Source organism: Sphingomonas parapaucimobilis NBRC 15100, from assembly GCF_000787715.1.
GTDB lineage: Bacteria > Pseudomonadota > Alphaproteobacteria > Sphingomonadales > Sphingomonadaceae > Sphingomonas > Sphingomonas parapaucimobilis.
On record NZ_BBPI01000035.1, the window covers coordinates 67271 to 83739 of the forward strand.

Annotated in this window: 13 protein-coding genes and 1 tRNA gene; 8 read left to right on the plus strand and 6 right to left on the minus strand. The window is 67.0% G+C overall.

Annotation, left to right across the window (positions count from 1 at the left end; genetic code table 11):
• Nucleotides 1-323 precede the first annotated feature (323 nt).
• The 6 genes from gspE to SP5_RS06840 form a co-directional block, all read right to left on the minus strand.
• On the minus strand, nucleotides 324-1799 hold the full coding sequence (gene gspE, locus SP5_RS06815; RefSeq protein WP_084220605.1) for a type II secretion system ATPase GspE: 1476 nt from the start codon (nucleotides 1797-1799) through the stop codon (nucleotides 324-326).
• 121 nt (nucleotides 1800-1920) lie between these two features.
• The gene (gspD, locus tag SP5_RS06820; protein ID WP_042485995.1) at nucleotides 1921-4149 is read right to left on the minus strand and encodes a type II secretion system secretin GspD; all 2229 of its coding nucleotides are present in this window, start codon (nucleotides 4147-4149) and stop codon (nucleotides 1921-1923) included.
• Nucleotides 4146-4988, minus strand: coding sequence for a type II secretion system protein N (locus SP5_RS06825; protein ID WP_042485998.1), 843 nt, complete (start codon nucleotides 4986-4988; stop codon nucleotides 4146-4148). Before SP5_RS06825 ends, gspD begins: the two co-directional genes overlap by 4 nt.
• A 315-nt stretch (nucleotides 4989-5303) precedes the next feature.
• Nucleotides 5304-8132 carry a TonB-dependent receptor domain-containing protein gene (locus tag SP5_RS06830; RefSeq protein WP_042486001.1) on the minus strand — a complete coding sequence of 943 codons (2829 nt, stop codon included), beginning with the start codon at nucleotides 8130-8132 and terminating at the stop codon, nucleotides 5304-5306.
• Nucleotides 8133-8244: 112 nt separating this feature from the next.
• Nucleotides 8245-9873 (minus strand): beta-helix domain-containing protein, encoded by a 1629-nt coding sequence (locus SP5_RS06835; protein ID WP_042486003.1) that lies wholly within the window; start codon nucleotides 9871-9873, stop codon nucleotides 8245-8247.
• 613 nt (nucleotides 9874-10486) lie between these two features.
• Nucleotides 10487-10576: transfer RNA gene (locus tag SP5_RS06840), tRNA-Ser, on the minus strand.
• Between the two features lie 127 nt (nucleotides 10577-10703).
• Here SP5_RS06840 and hspQ point away from each other — a divergent pair.
• The 8 genes from hspQ to obgE all read left to right on the plus strand — a co-directional run bounded on the left by hspQ (nucleotide 10704) and on the right by obgE (nucleotide 16303).
• Nucleotides 10704-11084 (plus strand): heat shock protein HspQ, encoded by a 381-nt coding sequence (gene hspQ / locus SP5_RS06845; protein WP_042486005.1) that lies wholly within the window; start codon nucleotides 10704-10706, stop codon nucleotides 11082-11084.
• 147 nt (nucleotides 11085-11231) lie between these two features.
• The gene (gene rplU, locus SP5_RS06850) at nucleotides 11232-11531 is read left to right on the plus strand and encodes a 50S ribosomal protein L21 (protein ID WP_007405484.1); all 300 of its coding nucleotides are present in this window, start codon (nucleotides 11232-11234) and stop codon (nucleotides 11529-11531) included.
• 43 nt (nucleotides 11532-11574) lie between these two features.
• Nucleotides 11575-11841: a 50S ribosomal protein L27 gene (gene rpmA / locus SP5_RS06855; RefSeq protein WP_042486007.1), complete on the plus strand. Its 267-nt coding sequence runs from the start codon at nucleotides 11575-11577 to the stop codon at nucleotides 11839-11841.
• 180 nt (nucleotides 11842-12021) lie between these two features.
• The gene (locus SP5_RS06860) at nucleotides 12022-12570 is read left to right on the plus strand and encodes a GNAT family N-acetyltransferase (RefSeq protein ID WP_174435519.1); all 549 of its coding nucleotides are present in this window, start codon (nucleotides 12022-12024) and stop codon (nucleotides 12568-12570) included.
• 199 nt (nucleotides 12571-12769) lie between these two features.
• A complete protein-coding gene (locus SP5_RS19045) occupies nucleotides 12770-13063 on the plus strand; it encodes a hypothetical protein (RefSeq protein ID WP_157013613.1) in 294 nt (97 codons plus the stop codon).
• Between the two features lie 93 nt (nucleotides 13064-13156).
• Nucleotides 13157-13588, plus strand: coding sequence for a TadE/TadG family type IV pilus assembly protein (locus tag SP5_RS06865; RefSeq protein WP_052811443.1), 432 nt, complete (start codon nucleotides 13157-13159; stop codon nucleotides 13586-13588).
• Nucleotides 13585-15192: a pilus assembly protein TadG-related protein gene (locus SP5_RS06870; protein ID WP_042486013.1), complete on the plus strand. Its 1608-nt coding sequence runs from the start codon at nucleotides 13585-13587 to the stop codon at nucleotides 15190-15192. The genes SP5_RS06865 and SP5_RS06870 overlap by 4 nt, the downstream gene beginning before the upstream one ends.
• A gap of 61 nt (nucleotides 15193-15253) precedes the next feature.
• Nucleotides 15254-16303, plus strand: a complete 1050-nt coding sequence (obgE, locus tag SP5_RS06875) for a GTPase ObgE (RefSeq protein ID WP_042486015.1) — start codon at nucleotides 15254-15256, stop codon at nucleotides 16301-16303.
• The last annotated feature ends 166 nt before the right edge of the window (nucleotides 16304-16469 follow it).

Genomic DNA, 16469 nt, shown 5'->3' on the forward strand with positions numbered 1-16469 from the left:
GGATCGCCCTTCCAGCTCACGCGGAGACGCGGAGACGCGGAGAAGAAGGGGATGTTCGCGCAGAGGCGCGGGGGACGCAGAGGTGTCTCGTGCGCGGCAGCGCACGACATCTATAACCGACAGAGGCAAGAGGGCCGCTGGCGCGGCGGGTACGCCATCTCTGCGTCCTCCGCGGCTCTGCGTGAACTCATTTTCTCTCCGCGTCTCCGCGTCTCCGCGCGAACCCATGCCATAATGACCGACAGCGTCCAGCGTGATACGGCAAAGGCACTGGCCCCCCGCCTTCGCGGGGGAACGGGGGATGATGAGCGTGCGCACCTCCCTTACCCCGCGTCGGAGTCGCGGCGGGATACGCGGATGGCTTCCTCCGCCGTGGTCATGCCGTCCAGCACCAGCGCCCGCGCCACGGCGGCCAGCGGCTGTTGCCGGGCAAAGGCGTGCGCCGCGATCGCCTGTTCGTCGCCGCCTTCGTTGATCAGCCGCCGGATGGTATCGTCGACGCGCACCGCTTCATAGACGCCGGTCCGGCCCTTATAACCGCTGCCGTTGCATTGCGGACAGCCGACCGCCTCATACACCGTGGCATGGGCGTCGATGCCGAGTAGCGGCGCGACCGTGTTCCTGGCCTCGACCGGCCGCCTGCATACCGGGCACAGCCGCCGCACCAGCCGCTGGGCGATCACGGCACGCAAGGTGGAGGCGAGCAGAAACGGCTCGACCTTCATGTCCCGCATCCGGGTGATCGCGCCGACCGCATCGTTGGTGTGGACCGTCGACAGCACGAGGTGTCCGGTCAGCGAGGCCTGCACCGCGATCTCGGCGGTCTCGCGGTCGCGGATTTCGCCGACCATCACCACGTCCGGGTCCTGGCGCAGGATCGCGCGCAAACCCGCCGCGAAGGTCAACCCGACCTTCGCATTCACCTGGGTCTGGCCCACACCCTCGACCGCATATTCGACCGGGTCCTCGACGGTCAGGATATTGCGGCTGCCGTCGTTGAGCAGGCGCAAGGCCGCATAGAGGCTGGTCGTCTTGCCCGAGCCGGTCGGGCCGGTGACGAGGATGATGCCGTTGGGCTCGCTCAACGCCTCGCGCAGCAGCGCGTACATGGCCGGGTTCATGCCCAGCGCGTCGAGGTCGATACCCGCATTCTCCTTGTCGAGGATACGCAGCACCACGCGCTCCCCGGCCCGGCTGGGCAGCGTCGAGACACGCACGTCGAGCAGCTTGCCGCCCAGGGTCAGCGCCATGCGCCCGTCCTGCGGCACGCGCCGCTCGGCGATGTCGAGCCGGGCCATGACCTTGATGCGGCTGACCACCACCGGCGCGACATGCGGCGGCATCCTGAGCGTCTCGCGCAGCACGCCGTCGATGCGCATCCGCACGACGAGGCCGGTCTCGTACGGCTCGATATGGATGTCCGACACGCCGTTGCGCGCGGCGTCGGCGATGATGCCGTTGATGAGCCGGATGGCGGGCGCGTCGTCGGCGGTGTCGAGCAGGTCCTCGGCGGTCGGGATACCGTCGGCCAGCATGTCCAGCTCGTCGCCCATGCCCACCGCCGCGATCGCGGTCGCCTGTCCGTCCATCGCATAGGCGTCGGACAACAGCCGGTCGAAGGCGGGGCCTTCCACCCGCGCGATGGCGAAGGGGCGACCGATATGACGGCGCAGCTCGATCAGCGCGCGCGGGTCGGCGCCTTCGCGCAGGGCAATGGTCAGCGGGTCGGCGGTGTGGACGACCGTGCCGAACTTACGCGCAAAGGCATAAGGGATGGTCAGCGGGGCGACCAGCTCCAGCGCTTCGTCGGGCGTGGGGAGCGGGAGCGCGGGTGGCCCTCCCCCATCCCCTCCCGCCTGCGGGAGGGGCGTGCCCAGTGGCAAAGGAACGGTGTCCCCCGTGGTGATAGGCTGCTCGTCGTCAGTCACGGCGCTTGATCGGTTCGACCGACTTGGCGACGGGCACCGCGATGCGCGGGTCCTCGATATTGCCGGGCATCGGTGCGTGCGGGATCGGCGGCGCGGCGTTCATATAGTCGCGGACCAGTTCGTCGATCGACGGCTCGACGCCGGGCTGGGCATAGCCCTGGAGCTGGCGGAGATAGCCGTAGCGCTGTTCGGTGACGCGGCGGCTGTCCTCGGGCGTGCGCAGGATGGTCGGGCGGATGAAGACCATCAGGTTCGTCTTCGACCGACTGCGCGCCTTGGACCGGAACAGCGCGCCCAGGCCCGGAATGTCGCCGAGCAACGGGATCTTCTCGATCGTGCGCCGCTCATTATCGTCGAGCAGGCCGCCGATGACGGTGATCTGGCCGTCGTCGGGGGTGAACACATTCTCGAACGCGCGCTTGTTGAGGATCAGCTCGCTATTGTTGCTCGACACCGGCCCGGCGATCGAACTGACCTCCAGGCGGACATAGAGTTTCAGCGAGCCGCCCGCATTGACCTGCGGCTTCACGTCCAGCTGGATGCCGACATTCTGGCGCTGCACGGTGCGGAAGGCATTGTCGAAATTGGGCGACAGTGCCTGGCCGGTCGTGATCGGGATTTCCTGGCCGACGAGACTGTGCGCCTGCTGGTTGTCCAGCGTGATGATGTGCGGGACCTGGAGCAGGTTGGAGGTGGTGTCGCTCTTCACCGCGTTGATGATCGCGCCGAACACCGTGTCGCCGATCTGCCCGCCCCAGCCCGCAAAGCCGCCGGTGGTGCCCAAGATCGACTGCACCGCCGACTGGGTCAGTTGGCTATAGGCCTGGTTGGGGACGTTGGTCGTCGTGCGGGTGCCGTCGGGCGCGACCACGGTGGTCGAGGTGCCGCCAATGGTCTGCGCGCCGACCGCACCCGCGATCTGCAGGATGTTGGGCGCGGTGTTGCCATAGGTCGACGCGGCGAAGGCCCCGCCCGAGAGACTCCCGAGCAGGAACTGCGCGCCCAGCCGCCGCGCGGTCTGGTCGGAGACTTCGGCGACGATCGCCTCGATCAACACCTGTTCCCGGCGCACGTCGAGCTGGCGGATGACTTCGCCGATCTGGCGCTGGATATCGGCGGGCCCGGCGATGACGATGGCGTTCGCGCCGGTGAAGCGGGTGACGACCGCCGCCGTCCGCCCCCCTTGGGTGCTGATCGCGGGTTGCTGGCCGGTCTGGCCGCCCGCGCCGGGGGCGCTGGTCGCCTGGGGCTGTGCGACGGGCTGGATACGCTGGGCGATCGAGGTGCCTGCCGCCGAACCGGCCTGATTGTTGGTCTGGGTGAAGCTGCCGCGCGACAGGGTGGTTTCCTGCACCGGATCGGGTTGCTGCCCGACCAGTTGCTGGAGCACGGGCAGAAGCTGCTCGGCATCGGCGTTTTCGAGGAAGACGACGCGGATCTCGGTGCCGCTCTTGGCCTTGTTGTCCAGGTCGATGGCGATCTGGGCGAAGCGCGAGACGCTCGACGGATCACCGCGCAGCGCGATCGAGTTGGAACTGTCGATGGCGACCACCGACACGCCGGTGCCACCGGGGGCCGCCCCGCCACCCTGCCCGGCTCCACCGCTGCCGCCGCCCGCCAGCGTCTGGAGCGCGGTCGCGATCTCGCGCGCGCCCGCATTGCGGAGAGCGATGACGCGGGTGGAGGCATTGTCGGCGTCGATCCGGCGGACGACCTCGCGAATACGGCGGATATTGTCGGCGAAATCGACCACGACCAGGCTGTTGCCCGCCCGATTGGCAGTCACCGATCCTTGCGCGCTGACCAGCGGGCGCACCGTCTCCAGCGCGCTCGGCGCGTCGATCGCGCGCAGGCGGATGATCTCGGTGACGTAGGAATTGCGGTTCGCGCCCGCCGACCCGATCCGGCTGGGCTGCGACGCGGCGTTGTCGACCGGCTGCACCCGGAACGCCCCGCCCGAGGTCGGCACCGCGACCAGCCCGTTGGAGCGCAGGGTGGACAGGAAAATCTCGAAATATTCGGACCGCGACAGCGGCCGGTCGGTCACGACCGTCACCTTGCCGTTGACCCGGCTGTCGATGATAAAGGTCCGCCCCGTCACCTTGGCGGCGTCGGCGATGAAGGCGCGGATATCGGCATCGCGGACGTTGAGCGTGGTCTGGGCGTGTGCGCCTGCGGCCAATGCCAGCGCCAGGACCGAACCGAGGATGAGCTTCTTCATGGCCGTGGTGCCGCAATCTGAAGGGAGAGCGGCAGCGTTTGATCGCCCCGCTCGACCGTGATGGAAAGAGAACCGCCCTGTGCGAAGTCCGCCGCCAGACGGTCAAGATCGCCCGGCCCCGTCACCGGACGCCCGCCGAGCGCGGTGACGATATCGCCCTCGCGAAGCCCCGCCGCGCGGAACGCCGCGCCCGAGCCCTGCGACCGGACGACCAGGCCCGACACCCGCCCGCCGTCGAGCCGTGGGATAAAGCCGATATCGCTGCGCAACTGCGCGATCGCCACGCCGCCCGCCGGGGGAACCGATCCGGGCGCTTGCACGGACGGCGCACCGAGAGCGGATGCTCCGGCGGCGGCGGGCGGCGCATCGGACTGGTCGAGATACAGATCCTCGGTCGCGCCGCCGCGATCGATGGTGATATGGTCGAAGGCGACGGCCTTCAGCGTGACCCCGGGCTGGATCTCCTCGCCGACCGACACCGAGCGCTGCACCCCGTCCGGCCCGGCCAGGATCGCCGAGCCGCGCCCCGATGCCTCGTCCAGCCGGGTGCCGAACAGCGTCAGTTGCAGCGTGGTGACGGCGGCGGGGGCGGCCTGCTGCCCCTGCAAGCGGAAGAACGGATCGAATCCCTCCAATATGGCCGATGCCGACCCGGCAATGGCAGGCGCCAGCGGCCGCCACTCGCCCAGCGGCGAGACGGGCGTGACGATCACCCATAGCAGCCGCGCGCCCTGAACGGCGAGGACCGCCATCAGCGCCAGTTCGGCCACCGAATAGACATTCACGACCGGCAGGCGTCGCAACCAGCGACGTCCGCGCGCGTCGAGCCTCAACCGCATGAAACCCACCCCGTACGCATTTTCGGGCTCTAGGCATGGCATGTTACAGCACGGCGTCAAAGCCCTGAAACATGTTGGTCATATCCGTTTCACGGGAACCGCCGGATACGAACCCGATCCTGCGTGGATTATGGGCAGGCGTCATCCCGTGGGCTTCGACTTCGCTCAGCCTGAACGGCTGTCGGTATAAGACCCCCAATTCCCCCACCACCGTTCAGGCTGAGCGAAGTCGAAGCCCACGCCCCACCCGCACCAAAAACGAAAAGGCCGCCACCCGGACACTCCCGGATGACGGCCCCCTGCATACCCCAAAAATCAGAAGGTCGTGCTGATCCCCAGCGAGAACACACGACCCAGATTATACCGGTTCAAATACACGAACCGGCCATTACCGAAATCCTGCCGCTCATTGTAGCGCGTGCGGGTCAGGTTGCGGGCCTCGGCCTTCAGTTCGAACTTGCCGCCCATCAACTCGAAGCCCTGGCGCGCCACGAGGTCGAGGCGGATGCCGGGCACTTCGACGATGTCGGGCTGGAAACCCGTACCCGACAGGTTGGACGGGCCGCGATTGGTCACGCGGTTGCTGGCATAGTTGAACAGCAAGGTGATCTGCGACAGCGCGGCGGTGTCCTCCACGCCCAGTTGCAGGTTGACCAGATGGTCCGACTGGCCGGTCAGCGACGCGCCGTCGCGGAACAGCAGCCGCGCCGGGCCGAAGCCCGAGGCGCAGCCCGCCAGCCCCGGCGAGCCCTGCGCCGCCGCCGGGTTGGGCACGCAGGACGCGTCCGCGTTGATCTTCGACTTGGTGTAGGTGTAGTTCGCGATCGCGACGAGGCGGCGCGTGGCGAAGAAGTCGCCGCCGATCCCGGCCAGCGGCACATATTTCTGCAGCTCGACTTCCGCGCCGTACAGGGTCGCCGAAGGCAGATAGGTAAAGCCCGTCTGCAACCGATCGTCCGCGCCGGTATAGAAACCGACCTGCTCGATCGGATTCTTGATCCGCTTGTAGAAGCCCGCCAGCGTGAAGCGCTGGTCGCGCGCGTAGAACCATTCGTAGCGCGCTTCGAGGTTCCACAACTCGCTGTCGCGCAGGTTCGGATTACCGAAGAACAGGCGATCCGAGTCCGGGTCGCGGAACTGCTGCGGCGCCAATTCGCGGAACTGCGGGCGCGAGATGGTCTTGGCGCCGCTCGCGCGCAGCTGCATGTCGGCGGCGAAGTTCCAGGTCAGTGTGCCCGCGGGGAGGAAGTAATCATTCTTCAGCCGCGTCGTGGCGCTCTGCACCGGCGTCACCGTCTCGACCGCCGTCTCGTAGCGGACACCCGCCACCGCGCGCAGGCCGTTGGCGACCTCCGCCTCGGCCTGGACGTAACCGGCATGGACGTTCAGCCTGGCATCATAGGCATAGGCACCGGCTTGCGTCGAGAATTGCAGCTGGAGCGTACACGCCCCCTGCCCGCGCAACGGACAGGCATTGTTGATGACGTCCGGGCTCAACAGGTAATCGGGGCGGTACAGATTATACGGGAAGCCCGGCGCAGTGCCCGCCCCGTCGCTGGTCTGGTAGTTGAACTGGATACGGCTCGAATAGCGGTCGGTGCCCTGGTAGAAATAGCCGGTGCTCAGCGTGATCGGACGATCGCCGTCGATCTTGTAGGAAAGGTCCGCCTGGCCGGTCCACAGATTCTCGTTCAGTTCCGAGAAGATGATCGAGGCGAAGGGCGTGAAGCGCTGCGTCACCTGATAGGCGCCGTTGCACTGGAAACCGCCCGCCCCGTTCGCGCCGTCATAGCTGATGGGCAGGCCGGTGGTCGTGCGGCCCGAGCAGAGATAGTCGAACTGGCGCTCATAGGGCGCATTGCGCTTCGAATTGGCGAAGGCACCGCGCGCATCGAACTTCAACGCGTCGGTCAGCTTGAACTCGCCGACCAGCTGGCTTTCGATCAGCTGGCGCTCGAACCAGTTGGTGTTCTGCTGGAAGCGAAGCCCGCTGGCATTGTTGTAGACCTCCGCCGCCGAGCCGCGCGCCTGCTTCAGCGTGTCGTGAATATAGACGTTGGTCCAGCGCACCGTATTGTCACCGAACTCATAGCCCAGGCCGACCAGCGCGTTGGCGACGATGCGGTTGTCGGTCAGCAGCGTGCGGAAATCGTTGCGGATCGTGCCGTCCGCCGACACCGAGTCCTGCTGGATTGCCGAGCGGGTGCGGAAGGTGTTGGAGAGCGACAGCGACGAGATCACGCCCAGACGGTCGCTGCCGATGTCGAACACCGACCCCGCCGACAGCTCGCCCGACAGATTGGCGGGCAACTGGTTGTTGCGCTGAAGCAGGGTGGTCGAGGCGTTGGACAGACCCAGCACCTGCGACGCGGGGACGATGCCCGAGCCACGGCCCGCCTGCACGTCGCGCACGAACTGCGGAACGCCGCGCGTGCCGTCGTCATAGCCCAGCCAGTCGGCATCGCCGCCCGCATAGGTATAGCCCAGCTCGCTGGTCGTCGCATCGTCGGCCGCGACGGTGAAGCCGCCCGAGATGAAGTTCTTCGCCGGGATCGCCTTGGTCGTCAGGTTGATGACGCCGCCGCCGAACTCGCCGGGATAGTTGACCGAATAGGTCTTCTGGACCAGCGCCGAACCGACGATGGTGGTCGGAAAGATGTCGAGCGGGACCGAACGGCGCAGCGGCTCAGGGCTGGGCAGCGGCGAGCCGTTGAGCAGCGACGAGGAGTAACGGTCGCCCAGACCCCGGACATAGACGAAGCCGCCACCTACGACCGACAGGCCAGTAACGCGGGTCAGCGCGCCCGCGATATCGCCCTCGCCCGTGCGCGCGATGTCGGCGGCCGACAGGACCGAGACGATTTGCGGCGTGGCGCGGATGGTGTTGGGGATGTTGCGGCCGACCACGACGATCTCGTTGCCCGCCGTGGCATCGACGCCGGGCGCGGAAATCTCGACCGGCTCGTCCGCCGCCTGACCGTCCTGGCCGGTCGGGGTCTGGCTCTGCGGCGTCGCCTGCCCGTCGGGGCTGGTCGCGGTGGTGCTGGTCTGCGGCGGCGCCCCCGCCGTCTGCGCGAGCAAGGCAGGCGCGACGAGTTGCGAGGTCAGCAGAAGGAGGGAGGCATAAGCGAGGCGTCGCTGCATGGCCGGGTCATCCCGTATGAATATCTTATGGAGGAAAGCCGGGGCGGCGATGTTCGCCACCCCGGCCTGCCGAGAGCGTCCGAACGGTGCCGGACGCATGGTCAGCGGGGCCTTAGCGGCCGTTGCAGCTGAAATAGACCGAGGTGAAGACCGGCGGCCCGACATCCTGCAGCGAGGAGTCGGCGGCGCGGATCGTGGTGCGGCCCGAACCCAAACCCTCGCCCGCGATCAGGTTGATACAGGCGACATTCGACGGCGCCTTCACGATGCCGTTGATGAAGGTCATGTCGGCACCGCCGCGCAGACGGATCGCGGCGGGCGCGAGCGCGGTCTGGACGAAGGTGAAGTTGGCGTAACGACCGAAGGTGCGCGGCAGCAAATCCTCGGCATTGTTCGAGTCGATCTCGGTCGAGAAGCTGTCGGCGGTCGCGCCGATGGTCCGCTGCGCCGCGACCAGGAACTGCATGAAACCGCGATAGCCATTGTCGATGTCGAAGCCGTCATCGTCCGCGCCGGTGATCGCGATGTACTTCAGGTTCGACGTGCCGCCGAAAATCTCGATGCCGTCATCGGCCGAGTTGTGGCTCTGGATATGATCCAGGACCGTGCCCGAACCGGTGCCGCCCAGGGTCAGGCCCTGCAGCTCGTTGCCGTCCGAAATGGCGATGCCCGAATAGCGGATCTGGACATAGGACATCTGGCCCGACGAGTCGGTCTGGTTCGCACCGCCATAGAAGCGCCCCGTCACGCCCTCGATCGCCAGCTGGCAGGTGGTCGACGAACCGGCGGCGTTGTTCGGGCCGGTGCCGGTGGCGCAGACGGCGGTCGGCGCGCGGCCGAGCAGGATGATGCCGCCCCACTGGCCCTGGCTGGCGTCGGACACGCCGTTGTTCGCCAGATTCTGCTGTGAGGTGAAGACGATCGGGGCATCGCGGGTGCCGACCGCCGAAATCTTCGAGCCGCGATTGACGAGCAGCAGGTCGTTGGTCGCCTCCGACGAGTCCGCCGCGACCACGACGCCCGGCGCGATGGTCAGCGTGACGCCGGTGCCGCCGGTCGAACCCAGATCGGTGCCGACTTCGGTCTGGCCGCGCAGGCGGTACACGACACCGGCGATCTTCGGCAGCGTCAGGTCGGCGGTGATGGTCTGCGGCAGGCGGCAATAGCGCAGCGTCGGCGAGGACGAGCTGTTGGTGCCGTCATCGGTGGTGCCGGTCGGGCAGACCGAGGTCGCGGCGGCATAGGTGCCGATCGACGGAACCGCGGTGCAGCGCGCCCCCGAGCCGCCGAATTCGGCTGAGGTCGAGTTGCAGGTCCAGCCCTGGAAGGCGGTGTCCGACGGGCCGTTCAGCGCGCCGACATAGTTGGTCGAGGTGTAGAAGCTGTTCAGCGTCGACGGATCGGTCGCGGTCACCAGCGAGGTGCTGCTGGTCGGATAGATGCCGTTCAGCGCGCCGCCGGTGCCGTTGACGTTGTTGTTCGTGCCTGCATTGACGATCGCCAGCTGCTCGTCGGCGGTGATCGTCACGTCGTTGACCTTGGTCACGGCGGCGAACTGCGCGGCGGTGATGTTGGCGGTCGGCGTCGCCGTGGGCGACGGGGCCGGGGTCGGCTGGGGCTGTACGATCACGACGTTGCCCGCCCCCGGAGAGGCGACGCTGTCGGCGCCACCGCATGCGGAAAGGGCGGCACAGGCCGAGCTGGTCATGAGAATGAGGCCGAAGCGCTTGAAGCTGCCCATCGCCGAAAAACTCCCGATCTTATCGTTACTAAGCCGGGCGAACGCCGCCCGATGACCGACTCAAGACAAGTCCCCCTGTCGATCCCTGCCCGGGCGTTAGGCGCGTCTCATGACGCGAAGATGCAGTTTGGGAGAAACTTTCGTGACATATCCAAGTCATTTCCGTGACATCGGCGCCCATCGGACAGGTCGCCACGGCCCTTCCCGAAGGCTTTATTTTTGTACGGCGCAAAGGAAGGCGCAGCTTTTGTCACCAAAGCACGTTACTGGGCGTGCGAGGTCGAGCTTCCGCACGTCCTCGGCGCCCCGTTCAGGCACTGTGTCACTACGGAATGAACGGGGCGTCCCTTGGCCCGCCAATCGAACCCCGTCACTCGAACGTCATGTCGGCGGGGATCTTCGCTTCGGCGCATCCCGTCCTTCCATGCCTACCTGATTATACTGGTCTACGCATGCTCAGGCGCGACGCGGCGCGTGCGCTCTATGGCCGCAGCTCCCCACGCGAACCCGCCGACGATCGCCAGCGTATCGCACAGCCCGACGCCGAACGTTCTGGGCTGTCCATGCCGGCCGGGGGAATTTGCCCGGTGCATCCGGGGCGATCGTCAGTAAGTGGCGGAGAGGGAGGGATTCGAACCCTCGGTACCGTTGCCGGTACGCCGCATTTCGAGTGCGGTGCATTCGACCACTCTGCCACCTCTCCGCGAGGACGTCCGGGCGGTGGGAAACCGCCGGGGCTGATCGATTGGAGGCGCGCTGTTAGATCAGCTTTTTGCGCATTGCAAGCGCCTAAACTTGTGCGGCGCGACAAAGACATTAAATCATGGGGCATGGACCTGACCGACACCCTCCCCCTCACCTCGCGCCTGGACGTGGAGGCTCCGATGATCGCGACCGCGCGGTTCGCGATCGGGGATGTCGTGCGGCATCGCATGTTCGATATTCGCGGCGTCATTTTCGACGTCGACCCCGTCTTCGCCAATAGCGACGAGTGGTATGACGCCATTCCCGAACAGATCCGCCCGGCCAAGGACCAGCCCTTTTACCACCTGCTCGCCGAGAATGCCGAATCGAGCTATGTCGCCTATGTCAGCCAGCAGAACCTGCTGCACGACGACAGCGACGAACCGATCGAGCACCCCGCCATTGCGGGCCTGTTCACCGGCTATGCCGATGGCCGCTATCTGCTGAAGCGCGAACACCGGCATTAAGGCCTTTCGGGCATGCGGGCGGGGCCGGTCCAAGGCCCGAAAATGCGAATCCCCGGTTGACAATCCGGCCACCTTTGCCTAGCTGGCCGTTCTTTCCCGACGGGCATTCCCGCGCGGGAGCCATGTATTTGGGAAGTGATAACAGCCATGTTCGCAGTCGTGCGCACGGGCGGCAAGCAGTATCGCGTCGCCGCCGGAGATAAGATCGTCGTCGAAAAGATCGAGGGCGAAGCCGGCGCGTCGGTGACGCTGGGTGACGTTCTGCTGGCGGGCGAAGGCTCGGAGCTGAAGGCCGTCGACGGCATCACGGTCGCCGCCGAGATCATCGCTCAGGCGAAGGCCGACAAGGTCATCGTCTTCAAGAAGCGCCGTCGCCACAACTATCGTCGTCGCAACGGCCACCGTCAGCAGCACACGATCCTGAAGATCGTGTCGGTCGGCGCCTGAATTTCAGCCGCGCCACCCCAACGAAATCCAGGAGTAGTTCGCAATGGCACATAAGAAAGCAGGCGGTTCGTCGCGTAACGGTCGTGATTCGGCCGGCCGTCGCCTTGGCGTGAAGAAGTTCGGTGGCCAGGAAGCCATCGCTGGCAACATCCTCGTGCGTCAGCGGGGCACGAAGTTCTATCCGGGTCGCAACGTGGGCATGGGCAAGGACCATACCCTGTTTGCGCTCGTCGATGGCCGCGTCGCGTTCCACGAAGGTAAGCTCGGCCGTAAATTCTGCTCGGTCGAACTGGCCGCAGCGGCCGAATAATCGGGCAACCGCACCGGGTTGCCCACCAGGGTGACCCGGGTTCCGCGCAGGAACCAGCAAAAAAGGGAGACGGGTCACCCCGGCTCCCTTTTTTCATGCTCCCTCCACCGTTTGGGCCAGTGTCGCCGTCCCGTCATGGGGCTGTGGCAAGCGCCCGACGCGACGAGGAGTTGTCGAGTGATGTTCGCGCGGACCCCAAGATTGTTGTTGCGGCCAGCCTGGCCGGAAGATGCCGCCGCCCTGACCCGGGCCATCGGCCATGAAGCCGTCGCCCGCATGGCGGCGCGTGTCCCCTATCCCTATACCATCGGCGATGCCGAACAGTGGCTGGCCCGACCCTGCGGCCCGACCGAACCCCAATTCCTGATCACCGCACTGGATCATGGCGGCGCGCCCGAGCTGATCGGCGGAATCGCGATCATCGGGGGCGATACGGGCCATGAACTCGGCTATTGGCTGACGCCTTCGGCCTGGGGTCGCGGCTATGCGACCGAAGCGGGCCATGCGGTCATCGCCATGGTGCGCCATGCCTTGCCCATCGCGCGACTCGGGGCGTGGCACTTCGCCGACAACCCCGCCTCGGGCCGCGTGCTGACCAAGCTCGGCTTCCGCCCCACCGGCCACCGCATGGCCCGTGCCTCGGCCGGGCGCGACACGCTGTCGCCCAGCCTCCATTATGCGCTGGACCTGGAAGTCGAGCGAAATCCCGCGATGCCGCTGGCCGCCTGAGTGATGCGATTCCCGAATTCCTGCCTATGAAGGGTGGGATTCGGGCCGAGCAGGAACGGCCAGGTCGCTGCGTCCCCGCGCGGCGTCGCCATGATATGGCGCGGACGTGGTCCCCGCCCGTCCCGATATGCGTGACAAAGTCGGCCAAAGCCCATCAATCCGATGCTGCGCCCATGTCCCTTTTCGAAGGGCAAGGGGAATGGACGAGGATCGTGCGCCACAATGTCGATGGAACGCGCGCTCGGGGCGCATCGCGATCAAATATTCTCTGCAATATCCGACCTTTGCCGCCGTCCATCCAAATTCATTTTCAGCCAATCCGAGTATCGCAACCACAGGTCGCGAGTCGCAGCGCCAGCCATTAGGTTACACCGTCACGCCGTCATCATGCCCGAATCGGTCGAAAAGAGAACAAGGAACCTCATCCATTGATCCGGTTTGGACACTGATCTATATTATCGAGGCGAAATTGGTCGTCGATCCGACATGGTAACCGATCGATAAGAAATTCAGCGTTCTATGTCGGCAGACGTTCATTCTGCCGCAGGGAGGCAAACCTTCGGTGTCCTGTTCCATCGCCCGATCCGTGTGGCGCCGTCGTCCCCGTCTGGCCCGGCCCCTGCTGCTGCATGACCGGCGCGGCGCGGCGCTGATCGAATTCGCGCTGGTGCTACCGATCCTGCTCGCGATGCTGATGGGGATCGTCAGCTTCGGCGAGTATTTCCTGACCGCGCATCTGGTCCAGCAGGCCGCGAACGACGCCGCCCGCGCCGCATTGGCGGGCATGAGCGTCAATGAGCGCAAGGGCATCGCCATCGACACCGCCAGACGCATGATCGACTCGACCGGCATCCTGCGCAGCAGCCGGGGGCAGGTGGACGCGGTCGAGGTCGACAATATGATCACGGTGTCGATCCGCTACGACGCCACGTCCGATCCGCTGCTCAACCTGCCCTTCATTCCCACCCCGGGGCGCACCATGACCGCCAAGGGTATCGCGATGGTCGGCGGATTATGATGCGCAGGTTGCGGGGGGATCGGCGCGGCGCGGTGAGCATCCTGACCGCGATCATGACCATGGCGCTGATCGGCTTTTCCGCATTCGGCGTCGATATCGGCATGCTGACCCTGTCGCAGCGCCGGTTGCAGGGCATCGCCGACCAGGCCGCTTTGGCGGCGGCCTCCTCCAGCCCCGATCGGCGCGATGAAGCGATTCGTCGTCTGCTCGCCGCCAATGGGCTGGGCGACGTGACCAGCACCATCACGCCGGGTCGCTACCGCGCGGACGCCGCGATCGCGCCGCAGGACCGATTCGTGCCGGGCGCCGATGCCGGAGCGTTGCGTGTCGCGCTCAGCCGCCCGGTCCCGCTGTTCTTCGGACGGGTGCTTACCGGACGTAACACCGCGCCGGTGTCCGCCAGGGCGGTGGCGCGGCGGATCGACATGGCGGCCTTTTCGGTCGGCACCCGGTTGGTCAATGTGTCCGGCGGATTGCCCGGTGCGTTGCTCAACGGACTGGCGGGCAGCGACCTGTCGCTGTCGATCGGCGATTACCAGGCGCTGGTGGGCGCCCAGGTCGACCTGCTGCCCATGCTCCAGGGCCTGGGCACCAAGATCGGCCTGACGGGCGCGAGCTTCGACAGGATCCTGGCCGCCGACGTCACGCTGCCGCAGGTGCTGGGCGCCATGGCCGATGCGACCGGCAAGCCGGATGCAGCCGGCGTGTTGCGCCGGATGGCGCTGCGCGTACCGGGGTCGAGGGTCCCGCTGACCCGGCTGATCGATCTGGGGCCGCTGGGCAATGCGACCAAGGCGCCGTCGCGCGACCTGATCGGGATCGACGCCTATTCGATCCTGCGCGAATCGCTGTCGGTCGCCAACGGGCAGCGACAGGTCGCGCTGAACCTGGGCGGTTCGGTCATGGGGCTGCTGTCGACCAGGATACTGGTCGCTGTCGGCGAACGCCCGGCCGGCACGCCCTGGCTGGCGGTGACGCAGGACGGCTCGACCGTCGTGCGGACCGCGCAGCAACGATTCCTGATCGACACGGATATCGGCGTGCCCGTGCTCGCCAATATCCGCCTGCCGATCTTCGTCGAAACCGCGGCGGCCCAGGCCCGGTTGAGCGGTGTCTCCTGCGCCGGCCCCGCACAGACGGTGACGATCGACGCCCTGCCCTCCCCCGGCACGCTGGCCATCGCGCAGGTCGACCGGAGCCGCTTCGACGATATGAGCCGTTCGCCCATCACGGGCCAGACCGTGCTAGGCCAGGCGGTGCTGGCGCGGGTCTGGGGTTATGCCAGGCTCGATCTGGCGAGCGACAGCGCATGGCAACAGGTCCGTTTCGACCGGGGCGACATCAGCCAGCGGACGACCAAGACGGTCACCGCCAATTCGGCGGTGCGCGGGGTCGCCGCATCGCTGATCCGGCAGGTGACGTTGCGGCTGGAGGGGTTCGACCTGTCGGGGCTGACCGGGATCGTCGGGGCGGCGCTGACGCCGGTCGCCCCCATACTCGACACGCTGATCGGCGATCTGACCGGGTTGCTGGGCCTGCATGTCGGCCAGGCGGATGTGACGGTCAACGGCGTGCGATGCGGCGCGGCCACGCTGGTCGCCTGATCGTCCCCGCCATAAAAGGCCGGGCTGGTCAGTCGGCGCGGTCAGCGGTAAAGGCGACGCCATGCATTTTCTCGATCAGGCCAAGATTTTCGTCCGTTCCGGCGCGGGCGGCCCCGGCGCCGTATCCTTCCGCCGTGAAAAGTTCATCGAATATGGCGGCCCCGACGGCGGTAACGGCGGCAAGGGCGGCGACATCGTCTTCGAGGCCGTCGCGGGCCTGAACACCCTGATCGACTTTCGCTATACCCAGCATTTCCGGGCGCCGCGCGGGCATGGCGGGTCGGGTTCGAACCGCACCGGCGGCGGCGGCGACGATCTGGTCATCAAGGTGCCGGTCGGCACCCAGGTCCTGTCCGAGGACAAGGAGGAGGTGCTGCTCGACTTCACCAAGGTCGGCCAGCGCGAGGTGTTCCTGCGCGGCGGCGACGGCGGGCGCGGCAACGCCACCTACAAGACCTCGACCAACCGCGCGCCGCGCCAGCACGGCACCGGCTGGCCCAGCGAGGAGGCCTGGGTCTGGCTGCGCCTGAAGCTGCTGGCCGATGCTGGGCTTGTCGGCCTGCCCAATGCGGGCAAGTCGACCTTCATCAATGCCGTGACCAACGCGCAGGCCAAGGTCGGTGCCTATGCCTTCACCACCACCCGGCCGCAGCTGGGCGTGGTGCGGCATCGCGAGCGTGAGTTCGTGGTCGCCGACATTCCCGGCCTGATCGAAGGGGCCGCGGACGGGGCGGGGATCGGCGACCGCTTTCTGGGGCATATCGAGCGGTGCCGCGTGCTGCTGCATCTGGTCGACGCCAATGACGCGGACGTGGCCGAAAGCTACCGCATCGTGCGCGACGAGCTGGAGGCCTATGGCGCGGGCCTGATCGACAAGCCGCACATCATCGCGCTCAACAAGATCGACACGCTCGACGACGAGCTGATCGAGGCGCTGTCGGCCGAACTGGCCGAGGCGAGCGGCGCAGACGTGATCCCGCTGTCGGGCGCGGCGGGCATCGGCGTCGACTGGGTCCTCGACAAGTTGCTGGAGCAGATGGGTCCGGGGGCCGATGCGGTGCCGGAGAATGACCAGGGCGAGGACGAGATCACGTGGTCGCCGCTGGCCTGATGCGTCGGGCGGGCGGCTCGGTGAGACACCCTGCCCTCCCCCACCCCCTCCCGCCTGCGGGAGGGGAGCGATTCTTGGCAGGCCGCCCACCCCAAGCACGCCCCTCCCGCAGGCGGGAGGGGATGGGGGAGGGAAAGACGCCTCGCAGAGACCGACAATCGTGGCA